The 18,895-nt window shown below is 60.9% G+C and carries 8 protein-coding genes; all 8 read left to right on the plus strand.

All coding sequences use genetic code 11. The features are described 5' to 3' along the window. Positions 1–62: 62 nt before the first annotated feature. The 8 genes from ACMX25_RS10645 (at position 63) to ACMX25_RS10680 (ending at position 18,891) form a co-directional block, all read left to right on the plus strand. Entirely contained in the window at positions 63–2,330 is a 2,268-nt protein-coding gene (locus tag ACMX25_RS10645; protein WP_414949737.1) for a TonB-dependent siderophore receptor, read from the plus strand. Between the two features lie 22 nt (positions 2,331–2,352). After that, positions 2,353–10,125, plus strand: coding sequence for an amino acid adenylation domain-containing protein (locus ACMX25_RS10650; protein WP_414949738.1), 7,773 nt, complete (start codon positions 2,353–2,355; stop codon positions 10,123–10,125). Continuing rightward, a complete protein-coding gene (locus ACMX25_RS10655) occupies positions 10,122–11,030 on the plus strand; it encodes an ABC transporter substrate-binding protein (RefSeq protein WP_414949739.1) in 909 nt (302 codons plus the stop codon). Before ACMX25_RS10650 ends, ACMX25_RS10655 begins: the two co-directional genes overlap by 4 nt. After that, on the plus strand, positions 11,027–13,054 hold the full coding sequence (gene fhuB, locus ACMX25_RS10660) for a Fe(3+)-hydroxamate ABC transporter permease FhuB (RefSeq protein ID WP_414949740.1): 2,028 nt from the start codon (positions 11,027–11,029) through the stop codon (positions 13,052–13,054). The genes ACMX25_RS10655 and fhuB overlap by 4 nt, the downstream gene beginning before the upstream one ends. 224 nt (positions 13,055–13,278) lie before the next feature. Then, entirely contained in the window at positions 13,279–14,967 is a 1,689-nt protein-coding gene (locus ACMX25_RS10665) for a cyclic peptide export ABC transporter (protein ID WP_414949741.1), read from the plus strand. A gap of 5 nt (positions 14,968–14,972) precedes the next feature. After that, positions 14,973–15,812 (plus strand): ATP-binding cassette domain-containing protein, encoded by an 840-nt coding sequence (locus tag ACMX25_RS10670; protein WP_414949742.1) that lies wholly within the window; start codon positions 14,973–14,975, stop codon positions 15,810–15,812. 16 nt (positions 15,813–15,828) lie between these two features. Further along, entirely contained in the window at positions 15,829–18,288 is a 2,460-nt protein-coding gene (locus tag ACMX25_RS10675; RefSeq protein WP_414949744.1) for a penicillin acylase family protein, read from the plus strand. 99 nt (positions 18,289–18,387) lie between these two features. Beyond that, a complete protein-coding gene (locus ACMX25_RS10680) occupies positions 18,388–18,891 on the plus strand; it encodes a GAF domain-containing protein (protein WP_414949745.1) in 504 nt (167 codons plus the stop codon). Positions 18,892–18,895: the final 4 nt, after the last annotated feature.

Below are 18,895 nucleotides of genomic sequence, written 5' to 3' on the forward strand. Positions count from 1 at the left end.
ATCATTTGCATTATCGTTCATACTTTCGCTCATCTATCCATCCACACCAACCGCAAGAGACCATGGCACGACAACAATCAGAACGACGCGGCGCAGACCGCATCGGGGCGCGCGGGCGCGCAAGAAATCCCTGGCGGCTCGCGCCGATAGCAGCGGGCGTGCTGCTGGCAACGTCCGCGTTCGCGCAGAGTGAGGCAGTCGTGCCGACGGACTCGACCGGCCAGCCGGCGGCGACTTCCGGGTCTGCTGCAGGGCAACAGTTGCCCGCGGTGGTGGTGAAGGGCCAGCGCGATGCGGAAACGGGCACGGGACCGGTGAAAGGTTACGTGGCAAAACAGAGCACGGCGGGCAGCAAGACCGATACGCCGATCATCAAGACGCCGCAGGCGATCTCGGTGGTGACGCGCGACCAGATGGACATCCAGGACGCGCAGAGCGTGGCGCAGGCGCTGCGCTATACGTCGGGCATCAACCCGGAACAGCGCGGCACCAACACGGACTCGCTCGAGTACCTGTACGCACGCGGTTTCCTCGTCGATGAGTTCTGGAACGGCTTGCGTACGCCCGGTCCGGCCGGTGGTTTTGGCTTTAACGTGACGAGTTTCGATCCGTACATGTTCGAGCGTATCGAGTTGCTGCACGGACCGGCTTCCGTGTTGTACGGTCAGGGTTCGCCGGGTGGCACGGTGAATCTCGTGAGCAAGATGCCGACGGCCGAGCCGCTGCATGAAGTCGGATTCCAGACCGGCAGCTATGGGCGCCTACAGGGGTTTTTCGATTTCAGTGGTCCTATCGATCAGGACGGCAAGGTGCTTTACCGTTTGACGGCCGACGGCTTTAATACCGGCACGCAGACGGACTACGTGAACCAGCAGCGCTTCGCGATTTCGCCGACTATCACGTGGAAGCCGACGAAGGACACCACGTTCACGGTCTTCATGAACTACCAGGCCGATCCCGAGGCCGGTATCTACAACACCGTGCCGGCGGTGGGCACGATCCAGACCGGCGTGGCGCAACTGCCGCGCAGTTTCTATCCGGGCGAACCGGCTTTTGACAGCTTCCGCAAGACGCAGGAGTCGATCGGGTACCAACTGGATCAACGCCTGAACGACGTCTGGTCGTTGAAGCAGAGCTATCGTTTCCTGCATAACAGCCAGACCATTCAGTATGTGGCGGACGACGCGGGCTACACCAACAACGGCACCGAGCTGGCGCGTGATGTGTACTTGAACACGGGCCGCTTGAACTCGCACACGCTCGACAACCAGGCCACCGCGCGTTTCAACACGGGACCGGTGTCGCATACGGCCACCGTCGGCCTTGACTATCAGTACACGCAATTCGATCACGCGTTCTACGGCGCGTTCGACAATGTCCCGTCGCTCAGCGTGACGAATCCGCAATACGGCCAGCCGGTTCCGTATCCGGACTTCATGTTCGGCACGTCGAACAAGCAGACGGTCAAGCAGCTTGGCACCTATGCGCAGGACCAGATCGATATCGACCGGTGGTCGTTCCTGCTGGGCGTGCGTGAAGACTGGACGAACGAAGATAGCAAGTCGTACGTGAACGGCGCGGAGGCGAGCCAGTTCAACCGCGCGTTCACGTGGCGTGCCGGGGGCGTGTACAAATTCGACAACGGCTTTGCGCCTTATGCGAGCTACACGAAGTCGTTCCAGCCGCAGGTTGGCTCGACCGCCGCGGGTACGACGTTCTCGCCCACGACCGCCCAGCAGTACGAGATCGGCGTGAAATATCAGCCGAAGAATTACAACAGCTTTGTCACCGTGTCGGCGTTCCACCTGACGCAGCAAAACGTGTTGACCACGGACCCGAACAACGTCAACTTCCAGATTCAGACTGGCGAAGTGCGGTCCCAGGGTTTTGAAGTTGAAGCTCACGCTAGCTTGACTAACAACCTGCAAATGATCTTCAGCTACACGTATACAAACCTGCTCAATACAAAGAGCACTACGTCGAACCTGAACAAGACGCCGGTCGGCATTCCGCGTAATACCGCGTCGCTGTGGGCGGACTACACGGTCACCAGCGGGCCGCTCAACGGCGTTCAAGCGGGCGCGGGGCTGCGTTATATCGGCGGTTCCTACGGCGATACCGCGAACTCGATCCTGCTCTCGTCGGCAACGCTGGTTGACCTCGCGCTGCGCTATGACCTTGGACGCGCGTTCCCGACCATGCATGGCTGGACCGCTTCGCTCAATGCAAGCAACTTGCTTAACCGCACTTACATGGCGTCGTGCAGCAACGGCGACTGCTACTGGGGTCAAGGCCGGCTCGTACTCGCGGGACTGAAGTATCAGTGGTAATTCAACAGGAGGCAGGGCGCCGATGCGGTCTTTTTCGACGAAAAATTTAACGGCGTCCTTGCCGCTGTCTCCGCAGCAGGAGGGATTGTGGTTCATGCAGCGGCTCGCGCCGCTGTCCACTGCCTACCATCTGGCGCGCGCTTTTCACTTGCGCGGACAGGCTGATATCAGCGCGCTTGAACAGGCGCTGAATGTCGTTCGTGGCAGGCAAGCAGTATTGCGTACGCGTTTTGTGGAACACGACGGCCAGCCTTTTCAGATCGTGGATGCACCGGCGAATGTGCCGTTGCCTGTGACCGATCTTTCCTCGCTTGATAGTGATGCACGCGACTTGAGGCTGGCGGAAGCGCTTGCTCACGAGGCCCGGCAACCGTTCGATCTGGGCACGGAAGGCGCGATCCGCTTGCGCGTTTTCGTGATGTCCGCGCGCTGGAATGTGCTGTCCGTCGTGGCTCATCATCTCGTCTCCGATGGAACATCGACGGCGATCTTCGCGCGTGAACTCGCTCACGCGTATGGCAGGATCGTGCATGACAAAACGATTCGTGAACTGCCGGATTTGACATGGCAGTACGCCGATTTTTCCGCGTTCCAACGTGACATGCTGGCGAGCGAAAAAGCGCGTGCTGACATTGCGTGGTGGGCCGATTACATCGGCTCGCCTGATGCAAGTTTCGAACTACCCTTCGATTTCGCGAGAGCGCCCGGGCAGGACCATCCAGCGCGAACGCATGCATTTACCCTGACTAACGCAACGGCAAACGCGCTGCGCTCCCGCTGCAAAACCGAGCGTTGCACGCCGTTTACCGTGCTGATGGCTGCGTGGCAGTTATTGCTGTCGCGCCATGCCGGCAGTGATGATTTCTTTATTGGCGTGCCAACCAGCGGACGAACAGTTGAGGAAACCGAGGACCTGATCGGTCTTTTTGTCGATACGCAGGTGTATCGAGCACGTGTTCAACCGGCCATGACCGGACGCTCGCTGCTGCAAGTGGTCCGCAACGACACCCGTGCCGCGCTCGATCATGGCAGCGTTACATTGGCGGCAATAGTCGACGCATTAAGCGTGAAACGAGAAGCCGATCGACATCCGCTTTTCCAGACGCTGTTCAACGTGCAGGGCGCGGCCGCTGCTGGAAAATTGCGACTGGCGGGCCTTGAGGTCGATATCGTCGATACGGAAAGTCAGGCGGCTAAATTCGACCTCAGCATGGATATTCGCGTGAGCGCCGATGCGATCAACTGCACGGCGCGCTACGACGGCGCGTTGTATCGCGCTGAAACCATCGCCCGGCTTGGTCGACACTATGAAGCAATGCTGGCCGGCTTGTGCCAGGATCCTGACCGGCCGGTGTCGGAGATCGCGTTTATCGATGAAGACGAACTCGCTCGTCTCTCGAAGTGGAGCACATGCGCCGCGGAGTTTGGCGTTGCGGCGCCTGTGCATCGTTTATTCGAAGGCCATGCAGCAACGACACCGGATGCGCCAGCGCTCTTGTTCAACGATGACCTACTGACTTACCGCGAACTCGATGAGCGCGCCAATCAGCTTGCGCATCGGCTGGTGAAGCTTGGCGTGGGACCGGAAGTGAAAGTCGGTATAGGTCTGGAGCGTTCGGCGGAGATGGTGGTCGGCTTGCTGGCCATCCTGAAGGCAGGCGGCGCTTACGTTCCACTCGATCCCGAGTATCCGTCGGAGCGGCTGGCCTACATGATCGGCGACAGCGGCGTGCAATTGCTGCTCACGCAGCGCGCCGTGCGCGAACGCTTGAGCCGGCATTTGCCCCCGGACGATGCTTGCACGGTGCTCGAACTCGATGTGCTGAATACATCGGATGAGCCGCTGCATTGTCCCAATGTTCAGATTCACGCGGACAACCTCGCCTACGTGATCTATACGTCCGGTTCGACAGGACGTCCGAAGGGCGCGGCCAACCGCCACGGTGCGTTGTTCAACCGGCTGGCATGGATGCAGGTCGCGTACCCGCTCGACGCCACCGATACCGTTCTGCAAAAGACCCCGTTCAGCTTCGATGTATCGGTCTGGGAGTTCTTCTGGCCGCTCATGGTCGGCGCGCGTCTGGCATTAGCGGGGCCGGGGGATCATCGGGACCCTGCAAGACTGGTCGAATTGATCGATCGCTTCAATGTGACCACGCTGCACTTCGTGCCGCCGATGTTGCAAGCCTTCATTGCTTCACTCGATAGTGACAGTGACGTTTGCGAGAGCCTGCGCCAGATCATCTGCAGCGGTGAAGCGCTGCCGGCAACGCTGCAGGATCGCGCGCTGCACCGTCTTTCGCATGCTCAATTGCATAACCTGTACGGCCCGACTGAAGCGGCTATCGACGTCACGCACTGGACGTGTCACGCAGGCGATCCGGTCGTGCCGATAGGCCGGCCGATTGCGAACGTCAGTACCCACGTGCTCGATCAATCGATGAATCGTTTGCCTGTGGGCGTTGCGGGTGAACTCTATTTGGGCGGCGCGGGACTCGCGCGTGGATATCTCAACCGGCCGGGGCTGACGGCCGAGCGTTTCATGCCCGATCCATTCAACGAGGGTGGGCGTCTGTATCGGACGGGCGACCTTGCGCGCTGGCGTGAGGATGGCGCGCTCGACTATCTTGGACGGCTCGACCATCAGGTCAAGATCCGCGGCTTTCGCATCGAGTTGGGTGAGATCGAGGCGGTGTTGCAGACTTTGCCGGGTGTCGATGAAGCAGTAGTCATGGCGCAGGATTGCCCGGCCGGCAAGCGGCTGGTTGCGTATGTGACGGCGCGTGCAGGTCACGCATTGCAGCGTGACCTGCTGATTGCGCGCCTGCATGACGTGCTGCCGGAACATATGGTGCCATCCGCGTGGGTCGAACTCGACCGGCTGCCGTTGTCGCCGAATGGCAAGGTGGATCGCCGTGCGCTGCCGTTGCCTGCTCAGACGGAACGAGTTTGGGAAGCGCCGCAAGGTGACATTGAGCCCGTGCTCGCGCGGATCTGGCAGGAAGTATTGGGCGTTGAACGTGTTGGCCGCGACGACAACTTCTTCGAGCTAGGCGGCGATTCGATCCTGAGCCTGCTGATTGTGGAGCGCGTGAGGCTGGCAGGATGGAAGGTAACCCCGCGGCACTTGTTCGAGCGCCAGACCGTGATGCAGCTTGCTGCTGTCGCCGAGCCGGTTGTTGCAACCGCTGTCGCCGCCGATGCGGTCATGCATGACACAAGCAAGGCCTTTTTACCAATGCAGGCCTGGTTCCTCGATCTGCCGGTGGAGCATAGGCATTACTGGAATCAGGCGGTGCTGCTGACGAGCCGCGAGGCGTTGGACACTGCGTTGCTGGAGCGCGCGTTGCATGCGCTGGTGCAGCACCACGACGCGTTGCGACTGCGTCTGACGCAAGATGCCGACGGCGGATGGTCTCTGGGTACGAATGAACTGACATTTGACTTGTTATGGATACGCGAGGCGGCTACGCCGGCTGACATCGTAAAGCTATGCAATGAAGCGCAACGCAGCCTCGACCTCAACCAAGGACCGCTGCTGAGGGCGCTCGCAATACAAACCGGCGACGGCAGCTGGCGGCTCTTGCTTGTAGTACACCATCTGGCGGTGGACGGCGTGTCGTGGCGCATTCTGCTCGCGGATTTGCGAACGGCGTATGCGCAATTGCAGGCCGATGAAGCCGTAAAATTGCCGCCGAAGACAACGTCAAGCGTTGAGTGGGCGAGACGTTTGGCACACCACGCAAAGAGTTCCGAGTTGCGTGGCCAAGTCGATCACTGGCTTGAGACGGCACGCACGTCCGCTGCTTTGCCGTGCGACTCCCCGAACGGCGCAAACACCGCAGCGCATCTGTGTCACGCCTCGTTCAGCCTCGACCGCCTCTGGACGCAACGGCTGCTTCAGGAAGCGCCTGCGGCATATCGCACGCACGTCAACGACCTGCTGCTGACCGCGCTGGGCCGCGCTCTATGCAACTGGAGTGGATCTGAGCGAATTCGCATCGACCTTGAAGGACACGGCCGCGAAACTATTTTCGGCGATGTAGACCTGAGCCGCACGGTCGGCTGGTTCACGAGCCTGTATCCGGTCTCCCTCGATCCTCAGGGCGATGTGGGCGCGGCGCTTGGGCGTGTCAAGGAAGCACTGCGCGGGGTACCGGACCGGGGTCTTGGATTCGGCATGCTCAAGTATCTCGGTGACGAAGCGGATCGGCGTGCGTTGTGCAGCATCGAACCATCGCGGGTGGTGTTCAATTATCTCGGTCAGTTCGACCAGAGCTTCGATGCAACGTCGGCATGGCAACCTGCGCCTGAATCGGCGGGGCGTTCGCAAGACGAAGGCGCACCGCTTCCGCATGACCTCTCCGTCAGTGGCAAGGTGCTGGACGGCGCGCTGACATTGAGCATCGGCTATAGCGCGGAGCGTTATCGGACGAGTACGGTTGAAGGGCTGATAGATATGATCCGCGTGGAACTCGAACGCGTGATCGAGCACTGCACGAGCGGCAACACGGGCGCCACGCCTTCGGACTTCGAACTAATTGATCTGACGCAGAACGAGCTTGATGAATTGCCGCTGACGTTGAAGAACGTCGCGGATATTTATCCGTTGTCGCCCATGCAGTCGGGCATGTTGTTCCATACGTTGTATGCGCCCGGCAGCAGCGTGTATATGAATCAGTTGCGGGCAGAGATCCATGGGTTGGACGCTGGCCGTTTCAGTGCCGCATGGGCTGCGGTAACGGCTCGACATGACGTCCTGCGAACAGGCTTTGTGGCACAAGGGGAGGGCTGGCTGCAGTGGGTCGCGCGAGCGGTGGAACTGCCGCTGACAACGCACGATCTGCGTGGTCGCCACGACCTCACCGCCGCTCTCCACGATCTGGCTTCGTCCGATCTCAAGCAAGGTTTCAACGTCACGCAAGCGCCTTTGCAAAGGCTGACACTTGTCCGTGTGGACACCGATCGCTATCACTTCATCTGGACGCACCATCATGTATTGATGGACGGCTGGAGCGTCGCGCAGTTGCTCGGCGAGGTGTTGCGCCATTACGGTGGACAGGGCTTGCCTGCGCATGGCGGACGGTATCGCGACTATATCGGCTGGTTGCAGAAACACGATGCGCAGGCGAGCACCGCGCACTGGCGCGAGCAAGCAAAGCGCATGGAGGAACCAACACGATTGGCGAGTGCGGTCGCTAGCCGTTACGAGCGGACCGGCATTGAAGTAGCCGACGGTTACGGCCAACACACGTTTGACCTGAACCCGGTGTCGGCCGAGCGCCTCGTCGCGTTTGCGCGTCAGGAACGGGTCACGGTAAACACGCTGGTTCAGGCCGCGTGGGCATTGCTCTTGCACCGTTACACCAACCAGCCCACGGTCATCTTCGGTGCAACGCTGGCTGGCCGCCCTGCGGGTCTGGCCGGTGCATCGCAGCTGCTTGGGCTCTTCATCAACACGCTGCCGGTGATTGCCGAACCGCGTGCCGGCAAGCGCCTGGGCGACTGGTTGCGCGAGTTGCAGCAGCAAGGCATGACGGCGCAAGAACATGCGCACACGCCGCTGGTTGAGATACAGCGCTGGGCGGGGGCGGCAAACCAGGGTTTGTTCGATACGGTCGTGGTATTCGAAAACTATCCCGTCGATACCGCGTTGAAAGAGGCATCGCCCGGTGGCCTGACGATCGACAATGTACGTGCCTGCGATGAAACCAGCTACCCGCTGACCCTGGGCGTGATGCTCGCCGGCACGTTGAAGCTGGACTTCCGGTTTGCATACGACGCGTTTTCGGATCGGGATATAGCAGGCATTGCGCAGCAAACGGGCGGGTTGTTGAATGCATTCTTGGGCGCATCGGACCGGCCGCTTGCAGAATTCGATTTGCTCGATAACGCGCAGCGGCGAGCGCTGATAACGTTGGGTCATCCCGACGCATTGCCTTTATCAGCAGATACGGAACAACCCGTCCATACGCTAATCGAAGCACGCGCACAGCAGCAACCCGATGCACTCGCGCTCGTGGCCGGCAATCTCAGCTTGAGTTATAGCGAGCTGGACGCACGGGCAAACCGCCTTGCGCATCGATTAATGCGGGAAGGAGTTGGACGGGAGGCGCGTGTCGGGTTTGCCGTGGCGCGTTCGGTTGAGATGATCGTGGGCCTGCTGGCTGTGCTCAAAGCTGGGGGTGCCTACGTACCGCTGGACCCGGCGTATCCCGTCGAACGTCTCGCTCATATGATCGAGGACAGTGGCATTACGCTGCTTATTACGCAGTCGCATTTGCGCGAGCGGCTGCCAGCAAACGGCGGGCTGACGCGCCTGGATCTGGACACGCTGGATGATTCGGCGGAACCGGCAAGCAATCCGGCCGTGAAACTCGCTGGCGGCAACCTGGCGTATGTGATCTTTACTTCGGGATCAACCGGCAAGCCCAAGGGCGTGGCAGTGGCGCACGACGCGTTGTCGATGCATTGTCAGGCGGTCGCCTTTCGCTACGGCATCACTCCGGAGGACCGGCAACTCCATTTCGCGTCCATCAGTTTCGACGCGGCCGCCGAACAGTGGCTAGCACCCTTGCTTAGCGGCGCGGCGATTGTGTTGCGCGACGATACCGTCTGGTCGTCACAGCGTCTCGCGGCTGAGATCAAGGCTCAGAAGATATCGATACTGGATTTGCCGCCTGCCTATATCAATGCCTTCGCTCAGGAGACCGAGCCCGAAACGATATCGGTCAAGACGTGCATCGTGGGTGGAGAAGGCTGGTCGCGAAGCGGCTTCGAAGCTGTAAAGAAACACTTGCGTCCGGAGCGGATTTTCAATGCGTATGGACCGTCGGAAACGGTGATTACATCGACGGTGTGGAGCGCGGATAGCGCGTCGGAATTCGATAGCGCGTATGCACCGATCGGCGTCCCTGTCGGCAAGCGCACAGCTTACGTGTTGGATACCGGGTCGAGTCTCGTGCCGCAGGGCGTGGCGGGCGAACTGTACGTGGGCGGCGCGGGACTGGCACGTGGATATCTAAATCGAGCAGCGCTGACGGCGGAGCGCTTTGTACCTGATCCCTTCGATGAAGGTAAGGGCGGCCGCTTGTACCGGACCGGCGACTTGGTGCGTTGGAACAGTGCGGGTGAACTTGAATACCTCGGGCGCATTGATCATCAAGTGAAGCTGCGCGGTTTCCGTATTGAACTGGGCGAGATCGAGACGGCGCTGCTTGCATTACCCGGCGTGCGGGATGCGGTAGCGACGCTTACCAACACTGCCGGCAGTGCGCGTCTCGTTGCATATGTGAGCGCGCAGACGGGTGCGGTGATTGATGGGTCAACGTTGCAAACGGCATTGCGTCACGTCCTGCCGGACTACATGGTGCCCGGGGCAATAGTCCTGCTAGATGCCTTGCCGCTGACGCCCAATGGCAAGGTGGATCGCCATGCGTTGCCATCGCCCGAATTAGCCGTCACAGGGCGCTACGAACCCCCGCAAGGCGAGGTGGAAAAGGTCATCGCGCAGATCTGGTCCGACGTGCTCGGAATAGAACAGGTTGATCGAATCGGCCGTCGCGACAACTTCTTCGAACTCGGCGGCGACTCCATTTTCAGCCTTCAAGTCCAGCGGCGAATTGCGCGGCAGTTATCGGTCGAGATCGAACTCGCTGCGCTCTTTACTGCTCCGACACTCGAGGCGTTCGCTGGTGTTGTGTCGGCTGCACGAGAGAGCGCGGCAGGACAAGACCAAGATCAAGACCGCTTGGCCGACGACATGCAATCCATCCTTTCCGACCTGATGCAATGAACCGACGCGCCATGCTTTCCGCGATGCTGGGCGTCGGCGCGCTTGCCGCAAACGCACTCTCCGATGTCGTACTGGCGGCCGATGTTCCAGCGTCGCCACCGCACCGTATTGTCGTGCTCGACTGGGGATTGACGGAGATGGTGTTGTCGATCGGCGTGGTGCCGGTCGGGATCGCGAATACCCGCGACTTCCGTCGAAATTTTACGGCGTGCGATGTGCCTGCGTCGGTGGTGGATCTCGGCCTGATGTTCCAGCCGAACATGGAATTGCTGTTCGCATTGAAGCCTGACCTGATCGTTATCTCGCCGGCCCATGCAACGTTAAAAGCGGCGCTCGAACGCGTAGCGCCAACCATCACGCTCGGGCGATATCGGTCGAGTGACAGGCCCTATTCCGCGGCACGTGCAGAGACGCTCCAGCTTGCCAGGTTGCTGGGCTGCGAGCCGCGCGCCCAAGCGCTTCTCACGCAAGCGGACACGGCGCTCGCCCACGCGCGTACGACGCTCGCCGCGTTGCCAAGGATGGGAAAAAAGCCGCTCTACATGATGAATTTCATCGATGAGTCGCATGTGCGTGTGTTCGGCCCGGACAGCTTCTACGGCGAATTGATGACGACGCTAGGACTCCACAACGCGGTCCATTCCGGCGCCTTCTCCACCACCGGCTTCGATGCGCTGGGCAGCGTGCCCGACGCGACCTTGCTCTACATGAAGCCGCTCGCGTCTTCCGTTTCGAACATGATGAAAACCAGCCCTTTATGGCATGCGATGCCGTTCATGAACGAGGGCCGCATGATGGGCTTGCCGCGTGTTCCTCCCGATGGCTGCGTCCTTTCCGCGATGCTCTATGCACGCGTGCTCGTCGATGTCTTCGAGCAGGCCGGCGCCCCGCAGGAGCACGCATGAAAAGCGTTGTGACTGCCTCCGTAGTTCCCTCACGCTGGCCGCTACTGCCGGTTTGCCTGGTGATCGTACTCGCCGTTTTGTTGTCGCTGCACAGGCTGGACGAGCGCTTGCCGGCGTCGTTGTGGTGGCAAGCGCTGGTGGCTCCATCGCCGACGGATCTGCGGCAACTGCTTGTGCATTACGGCGACCTGCCGCGCATCGCGGTCGCGTGGCTGTGCGGCGCGGCGCTCGGACTTGCTGGCGTGGCAACCCAGCAAGTGCTGCGCAATCCGCTCGCCGAACCGATGACGCTCGGCATCTTCTCCGGCTCCTATCTGGGGCTCTCGATAGCGACTGTCTACGCGCCCTTCTTGCTGGTGTCCGGCCGCGACGGCGTCGCGCTGGCCGGCGGCGCAGTGGCACTGGCGATTGTTTTTGCGCTGGCCGCGCGACGCGGCATCTCGCCGCTTGCGCTGATACTCGGCGGCATGATCGTCAACCTGTGTTGCGGCGCGCTGAGTTTCGCGCTCGCGATTTCGCACTATGACCTGTTGAGCGCGCTGATGATCTGGGGCGGCGGCTCGCTTGGCCAGCACGACTGGAGCGTCGCGTTGGCACTGCTCGTGCGGCTCGTGCCGTGCGTCGCGTTGCTGATGCTGTGCATGCGCCCCATGGCCGTATTCGATCTGGGCGACACCGTTGCCAGCAGCCTGGGCGTGTCGTTGCGATTGACGCGCGGCGCAGCGCTGTTCCTGACCTTGCTCGTGACGGCATTCGTCGTGAGCGCGGTGGGCGTCATCGGCTTTATCGGACTGGCTGCACCAACGCTTGCGCGTCTTGCCGGCGCGCGCCGTCTGCGTGACCGGATGCTGTGGTCGCCTTTGTTCGGCGCGGCGCTTTTGTGGCTGGCGGATCAGATCGCGCAGGAATTCGCGGGACGTTTCGGAACCACAATTCCGACCGGCGCGATCACTACGCTGTTAGGCGCGCCGTTGCTGCTGATCATGTTGCGGCGCTTGCGCGGACGGCCCGACCTCACCCATGCGCCCGCGATCCAGTCGGAGCCGTTGTCATCGCGCGCGTTCGCTTTGACGGCGGTCGTCTGCGTGGTTGTGTTGCTCGTGACTATCGGCTTGTCGCTGTGCGTGGGACGGGGTCTGGCAGGCTGGCATGTCAGTCGCCCGGACGAGGTCGCTGCGTTGCTGTTCCTGCGCTTGCTGCATGTGATTGCAGCGATGGGCGTGGGCGTGCTGCTCGCGCTGGCAGGCGGTATCGTCCAGCGCATGACCGGTAATCCGATGGCAAGCCCCGACCTGCTCGGCATCACTGCAGGCGGCGCGATGGGACTCACCGGCGCGCTCTTCCTGACAGCAAATCCCGGGTTGCCGACGTTCCTTGTCTGGTGCGCGTGCGGGTCGGTGATCACGCTGGGCGCGCTGTTGATCTTTGCACGCAAATCCTCTTATGCACCCGACACGCTGATCCTTGCCGGTGTGACGATCAGCGCCGTGTTCCAGGCAGTGTCGACCATTGCCGTTGCCAGCGATGACCCTCGCGTGATCGTCCTCTACAACCTGCTCGCCGGGTCGACGTATAACGTCAGCGCTGGCGCGGCGGGTGTCGTTGCGGTGGTCGCGTTTGCCGCGCTTTGCACAGTGCCATTCTGCCGCCGCTGGCTTGAAATCCTGCCCTTGGGCGCGGCCGTGTCGCGTGGCTTGGGCGTCAACATTAGCGTCGCGCGTTTTGCGCTGCTGCTGCTGAGTGCGCTGTTGACGGCGGCGGCAACGCTCGTGATCGGACCGCTGTCATTTATCGGCCTCATGGCGCCGCACATGACACGCATGCTCGGTATCCGTCGCGCTGTGCCGCTGCTGTTCATTTCGGCGTTGCTCGGTGCGGCGCTGATGGTTGCATCCGACTGGCTTGGCCGCTGGGTCCTGTTTCCGCAGGAGATGCCGGCGGGCGTGATGGCGACGCTGCTTGGCGGCATGTACCTGATTGTCACGATGTTCAAGCGCAGTCCACGTGATGCGGCGGGCTCATGACGCCGGCGTCATGACTCCGGCGTCATGACGCTCGCTTTCAACTAATACCCTTACGCCGGCGTTATCAGTGGATTTCAACAAATGCAAATGATTCGCATTTAATTGACTTCACTTGCCGAATTAATTATTCTGTGACGCGGTCGGGCCGTGCCTGGATCGTCCGCGGGCCGGCCATTTTCACGCGCGAGATCGACGTTTTCCCTCGTTGCCCCACAAGGAGTTTCATGTCGCTGTTCTTGTATCTCGTTCGCAATTCACGCTGGGTGCTGGCTGTCGCGGTGGTGGCGAGCCTCGTTAGCGGGTTCGGCAACGCGGCGCTCATCGCACTGATCAACCAGGCATTGGGGGCGTCGAATACGAAGCTCGTCGAACTCGGCTGGCAATTCCTGATTGTGGGCGTCGTGGTGCTCGGCACACGAACGCTGTCGCAAACGCTGTTCATGCAGCTCGGCCAGCGCGCCAAGGCAACGCTGCGCATGCGAACCATCCGGCGCATTGCCGACGCGTCATATCAGCACCTGGAAAAGCAGGGCGCGTCTAAGGCGCTCACCGTGCTGACACAGGACCTGGATACGATCGTCGTGCTGTTCTTGAGCCTGCCCGCGCTCGCGATGCACGGCGCGGTGATCGTGGGTTGCCTCGCGTATCTCGGCTACTTGTCGTGGCAGATCCTGCTTTTCGCTGTCTTGACCATCTTCATCGGCTCGCTTGGTTTTCATATTGCGAACACGAAAGCGCTGTTTCATTTGCGCGGGTCGCGTCGCAAGGAAGACGATCTCGTCAAGCATTTCCGCGCGCTCTTCGATGGCGCCAAAGAACTCAAGCTGCATCGTGAGCGCAAGAATGCGTTCGTCACGGACACGCTGGCAACGAACGTGGAAGCAGTACGCGTTCAGCGCACGCGCGGGTACATCTTGTACTCGGCGGCCGCGAGCTGGGGCAGCTTCATCCTGTTTGCGTTTATCGGTATTACGCTGTTCGTACTCGCGCGCATGTTTCCGGTGAGCACCCACGTGATGTCCGGCTACGCCATGATCTTCCTGTACATGATCATGCCGATTGAAGGCTTGCTGTCCGCCATCCCGAACATCAGTTCGGCGAAGGTTGCACTGGAGCGCATTGAACAGGTCAATGCCGACTTGCCGCTCGAAGATACCTTGCACGAAGCGCCGGCCAAGTCGTTCGACAGCATTGTGTTCGACAAGGTCACTCACCGATACTTCCGCGAAAAAGAAAACGAAGTCTTTACGCTGGGCCCTATCGACCTGACGTTCAAGCCGGGCGAACTGATCTACCTGATCGGCGGTAACGGCAGCGGCAAGACGACGCTCGCGAAAATGCTGGTGGGACTTTACGCGCCCGAAGGCGGGCAGATCCTGCTCAACGGCAAGCCGGTCGATGAAGCGCACCGCGATATTTATCGACAGCATTTTTCGGTGGTCTTCAATGATTTCTTCCTGTTCGACACGCTGCTCGGCATGAAGGTGGAAGGCCTCGACGCGCACGCGAAGTCGCTGCTCGAACATCTGCAACTCGATCACAAGGTCACGGTCAAGGACGGCGCATTTTCGACGACCGACTTGTCGCAAGGTCAGCGCAAGCGTCTTGCGTTGCTGGTCACGTATCTGGAAGACCGGCCGTTTTATGTCTTCGATGAATGGGCTGCCGACCAGGACCCAACCTTTAAGGAAGTGTTCTACAAGCAGTTGCTGCCGGAGCTTCAGGCCAAGGGCAAGACCATCGTGGTCATTACGCACGACGACCGTTATTACCATCTTGCCGATCGTTATATCAAGCTCGATTACGGTCAGGTGGTTGAACTGGGGCGCGGCGCGGACCTGCGCGTCGATCATCCGAACGCGATTCATCCGCAAGCTCATGTGAGCGCGTCGTCGCCGGTTGCATCGGCATAACCCGCATGAACGCCAATCCTGCCTTTATCGATCCGGACGCAGAGCGTGAGTCCTCTCGTGAACCTGATCGAGAGTCCATGTATTCGCTCGATGAGGTCTCGTTCAGTATTGGCGAGCGGGTGCTGCTCCATCGGCTGTCGCTGGAGTTGCCCAAGCATCGCGTATGCGGGCTCATCGGGCATAACGGTTCCGGTAAATCCACGCTGCTGAAGCTGCTCGCACGACAGCAAGCGCCGGGCAGCGGCACGCTGCGATTCGCGGGCAAGCCGCTTGCAGAATGGGAAGGCCGCGCGTTCGCCCGCAAGGTCGCATACCTGCCGCAACAACCGCCCGCCGCCGACGGCATGACGGTGCGGGAACTCGTCGCATTGGGGCGATATCCGTGGCACGGCGCGCTCGGACGCTTTAGCGCACAAGATAGCGCGAAGGTGGAAGAGGCCCTGCGGCTGACCGATGTCGAACGCTTTGCGCATCGCACGGTAGACAGCCTCTCTGGTGGAGAGCGCCAGCGCGTGTGGATCGCCATGCTCGTCGCGCAGGACAGTGAATGCCTGCTGCTCGATGAACCCATTTCGGCGCTCGACATTGCACATCAGATCGAGGTCCTGCAACTGGTGAGGACCTTGAGCGTCGAGCGCGGACTTGGCGTGGTCGTGGTGCTGCACGACGTCAACATGGCCGCGCGTTTCTGCGACGATCTCCTGGCGCTCAAAGGCGGCCGGCTGCTTGCATCGGGCACTCCCGCCGAGCTGATGCACGCCGAGACACTGGGCGCAATTTATGGTATTCCAATGGGTACGGTCCCGCATCCTCACGGCGGTTCGCCCATCAGTTTTGCCCATTGATTCAAGGTTTAATCCCATGAAGCAATTTGTCAGGTTCGCGGCGGCGCTTGTGTTCGCCGCAGTCACGTTGAGCGGCTGCGTGCACGCCCCCCGAAACCTGGCGAGTGCGGAAACGCCCTTTAGCGTCGAGATACGCCGTACGCAAGACGGTATTCCGCATATCAAGGCCGACAATTGGGCGAGTCTTGGTTATGGCTATGGTTACGTGCAGGCGCAAGACAACCTCTGCACGCTGGCAGATGGCTTCATCACGTTTCGCGGCGAGCGCTCGGCGAATTTCGGTGCCGATGCGCGGCCGCCAACGGCCGCTTCCTTCGGTCAGCCGCGCAATCTGGAAGCCGATTTCTTCTTTCGTTTCGTCGATGACGCCGGCGCTGTCGAGCGATACAGATCCGCCCAGTCCGAGCCAATTCGCGACTTGATCGACGGGTATGTGGCGGGCTACAACCGCTACGTCGGCGAGTTGGATGCGGGAAACACGGGCGGGGCGAACGCGGCGTGCAAAGGCAAGCCGTGGGTCGGAAAGATCACGTCCGACGATATGATCAGGCGGCTCGTAGCCGCTAATCTCGCGGGCGGCGCTGTACGGTTTTTGCCGCAGATAGCTCGCGCGCAACCGCCAGTGAAACCGGCAGCGGCGCACGCCGTGCAGACAGGCGCCATCGATCTTGCGCCCTCGCAACTCGACATAGGCGGCCACCGGGGTATTGGCAGTAATGCACTTGCGTTCGGCGCGCCGGTCACGCAGGAAGGCCGCAGCATTCTCTTCGGCAATCCGCACTGGTTCTGGCGCGGGCCTGATCGTTTCTATGAAGCACAGCTGACCATCCCCGGCGAATTAAACGTAGCGGGTGCGTCGTTCCTTGGCGTGCCACTCGTGATGATCGGCTTTAACAACGACATCGCGTGGACGCATACCGTGTCGAGCGCGCGACGCTTCGGTATTTTCCAGTTGTCGCTCGATCCCGCCGACCCCACGCACTATTTCTACGATGGCGTCAGCGAGCCGATGACAGCCGTGCCCGTCACGGTCGAGACTCGCAACGCCGACGGCAGCCTGACACCGATCACGCGCACACTGTATCGCTCGCGGTTTGGTCCGCTTGTAGATCTGTCGTCAATGTCGCCCGCGCTTGCATGGAATGCACAACACGCGTTTGCATTGCGCGACGTGAATACCGACAACACGCGCGCCTTCGAAAATTTCCTGGCTTGGGATCAAGCGCGTTCCCTCGATGATTTCATCGCGATCCAGAAGCGCTTCGCTGCGACGCCTTGGGTGAATACCCTGGCGATCGGCCGTGACGACCCGCGTGTGTGGTTCGCCGATCTCGGCCCTGTGCCAGATGTGCCTGATTCGCTGGCGGCAGCTTGCACGACGCCGCTTGGCCGTGCGTTCGATGCAAAGGCGCCTGGCGTCCCGTTTCTCGATGGCTCGAAGAGTGCCTGTGAATGGCGCGTGGAAGCATCGAGCGTGCAAGCAGGGGCGTTGCCGCTCTCCGAGATGGCGAGCATGGCGCGCGGCGATTATGTGGGCAACTTCAACGGCAGTTACTGGCTGACCAACGCCAATGCACCAACAACGGGTTATCCGCAAGTGGCCGGGATTACCGGCACCGAACAATCGTTGCGCACGCGGTTTGGCCACATGCTCGCGGCCGAGTTACAGGCGCAGAAGGGCGGCGTGACGCGGCTTGCGCTGGAGACGACGGCGCTGGATAGCCGGTCGATGTCGGAACAATTGTTCCGCAAGCCTATTCTCGACGCGGTCTGTGCTGATGAATCGGCTCCAGTGGTTTCGGTGGTTTCAACCACCAAAGGCGTCCCAAGCGCCAAGCCGCAAACGGTTGATCTAGGGCCTGCGTGCAAGGTACTTCGTGAGTGGGACGGTACTGCCAACACCAATGCGCGAGGCGCTAATCTCTGGGACGAATTCTGGCGTCGCCTTAACGGACCCGTGCTGGCCCATTTCTACCGCGTGCCCTTCGATCCGGCTGCGCCGCTTGCGACGCCGCGTGGGCTCGACGCATCCAATCCCGCGCTTAAACCTGCTCTTCAGCAGGCGCTCGGCGGCGCGGTGCTAGCCATGCTGCGCTATGGTTTTGCGCTTGATTCCACGCGCGGCGAACTGCTGCATGCGGACCGGAATGGTGCGCGTGTGCCGCTTTTTGGCGGTTGCGATGAAGCGGGTTATTTCACGGTGATGTGCGCGCAGCATCCCGTCGATGCAGACGGTTACGCGGTCGATCGTAGCGGCCACGGCGCGAGCTACTTGCAGGTGGTGTCGTTTGACGCGAGCGGCGTGCAAGCGGACACCATGCTTGCGCATTCGGAATCCGATGACCCCGCCTCGCCCCATTTCGGCGATGCAACCCGGCGCTTCGCCGGCAAGCAATGGCTGCGTTTCCCGTTCACTGAAGAAGCCATTGCTGCTGATCCGGCAATGACGACTGTCACGTTGCAAGCGCCAAGATAGAAGGTGCATGTAAGCCGGATTTGGCGGCCTGTGCTATGTTCGAGCGACTTTCATTTTCAACAGCCATGATCTGCCGGTCATGGCGTACACATCGCCATCATGTCCTTCACCGTTCAACAATCCACCGGTTCAAAAGCGGGGCAATACGACGAGCTTATCGCTCAGGCGCGCTCGCTTCTCAGTGACGAACCCGATCGCATTGCCAATGCCGCCAACTTTTCGGCGTTGGTGTATCACTCGCTTCCCGACCTGAACTGGAGCGGCTTTTATTTCTTCGATGGCGCTGAACTTGTCGTGGGTCCATTTCAAGGCAAACCGGCGTGCGTTCGCATCGCGTTGGGTAAGGGCGTGTGCGGCACGGCCGCGCAAACCCGGCTGACGCAGGTGGTGCAGGACGTTCATGAGTTTCCCGGACACATTGCGTGCGATTCGGCTTCGCAATCCGAGATTGTCGTGCCGTTGGTCACCAAGGACGGAAGTCTTGTTGGCGTATGGGATGTGGACAGTCCTTCAGTTGCTCGCTTCGACGCGGACGATGCCAAAGGAATGGAAGCGCTGTGCCGGGTGTTCATGGAGTTGGCGTGGGAGCGGACGTCGGCTTGAAAGC

It is taken from the genome of Caballeronia eucalypticola (assembly GCF_047608185.1).
Classification (GTDB): domain Bacteria; phylum Pseudomonadota; class Gammaproteobacteria; order Burkholderiales; family Burkholderiaceae; genus Caballeronia.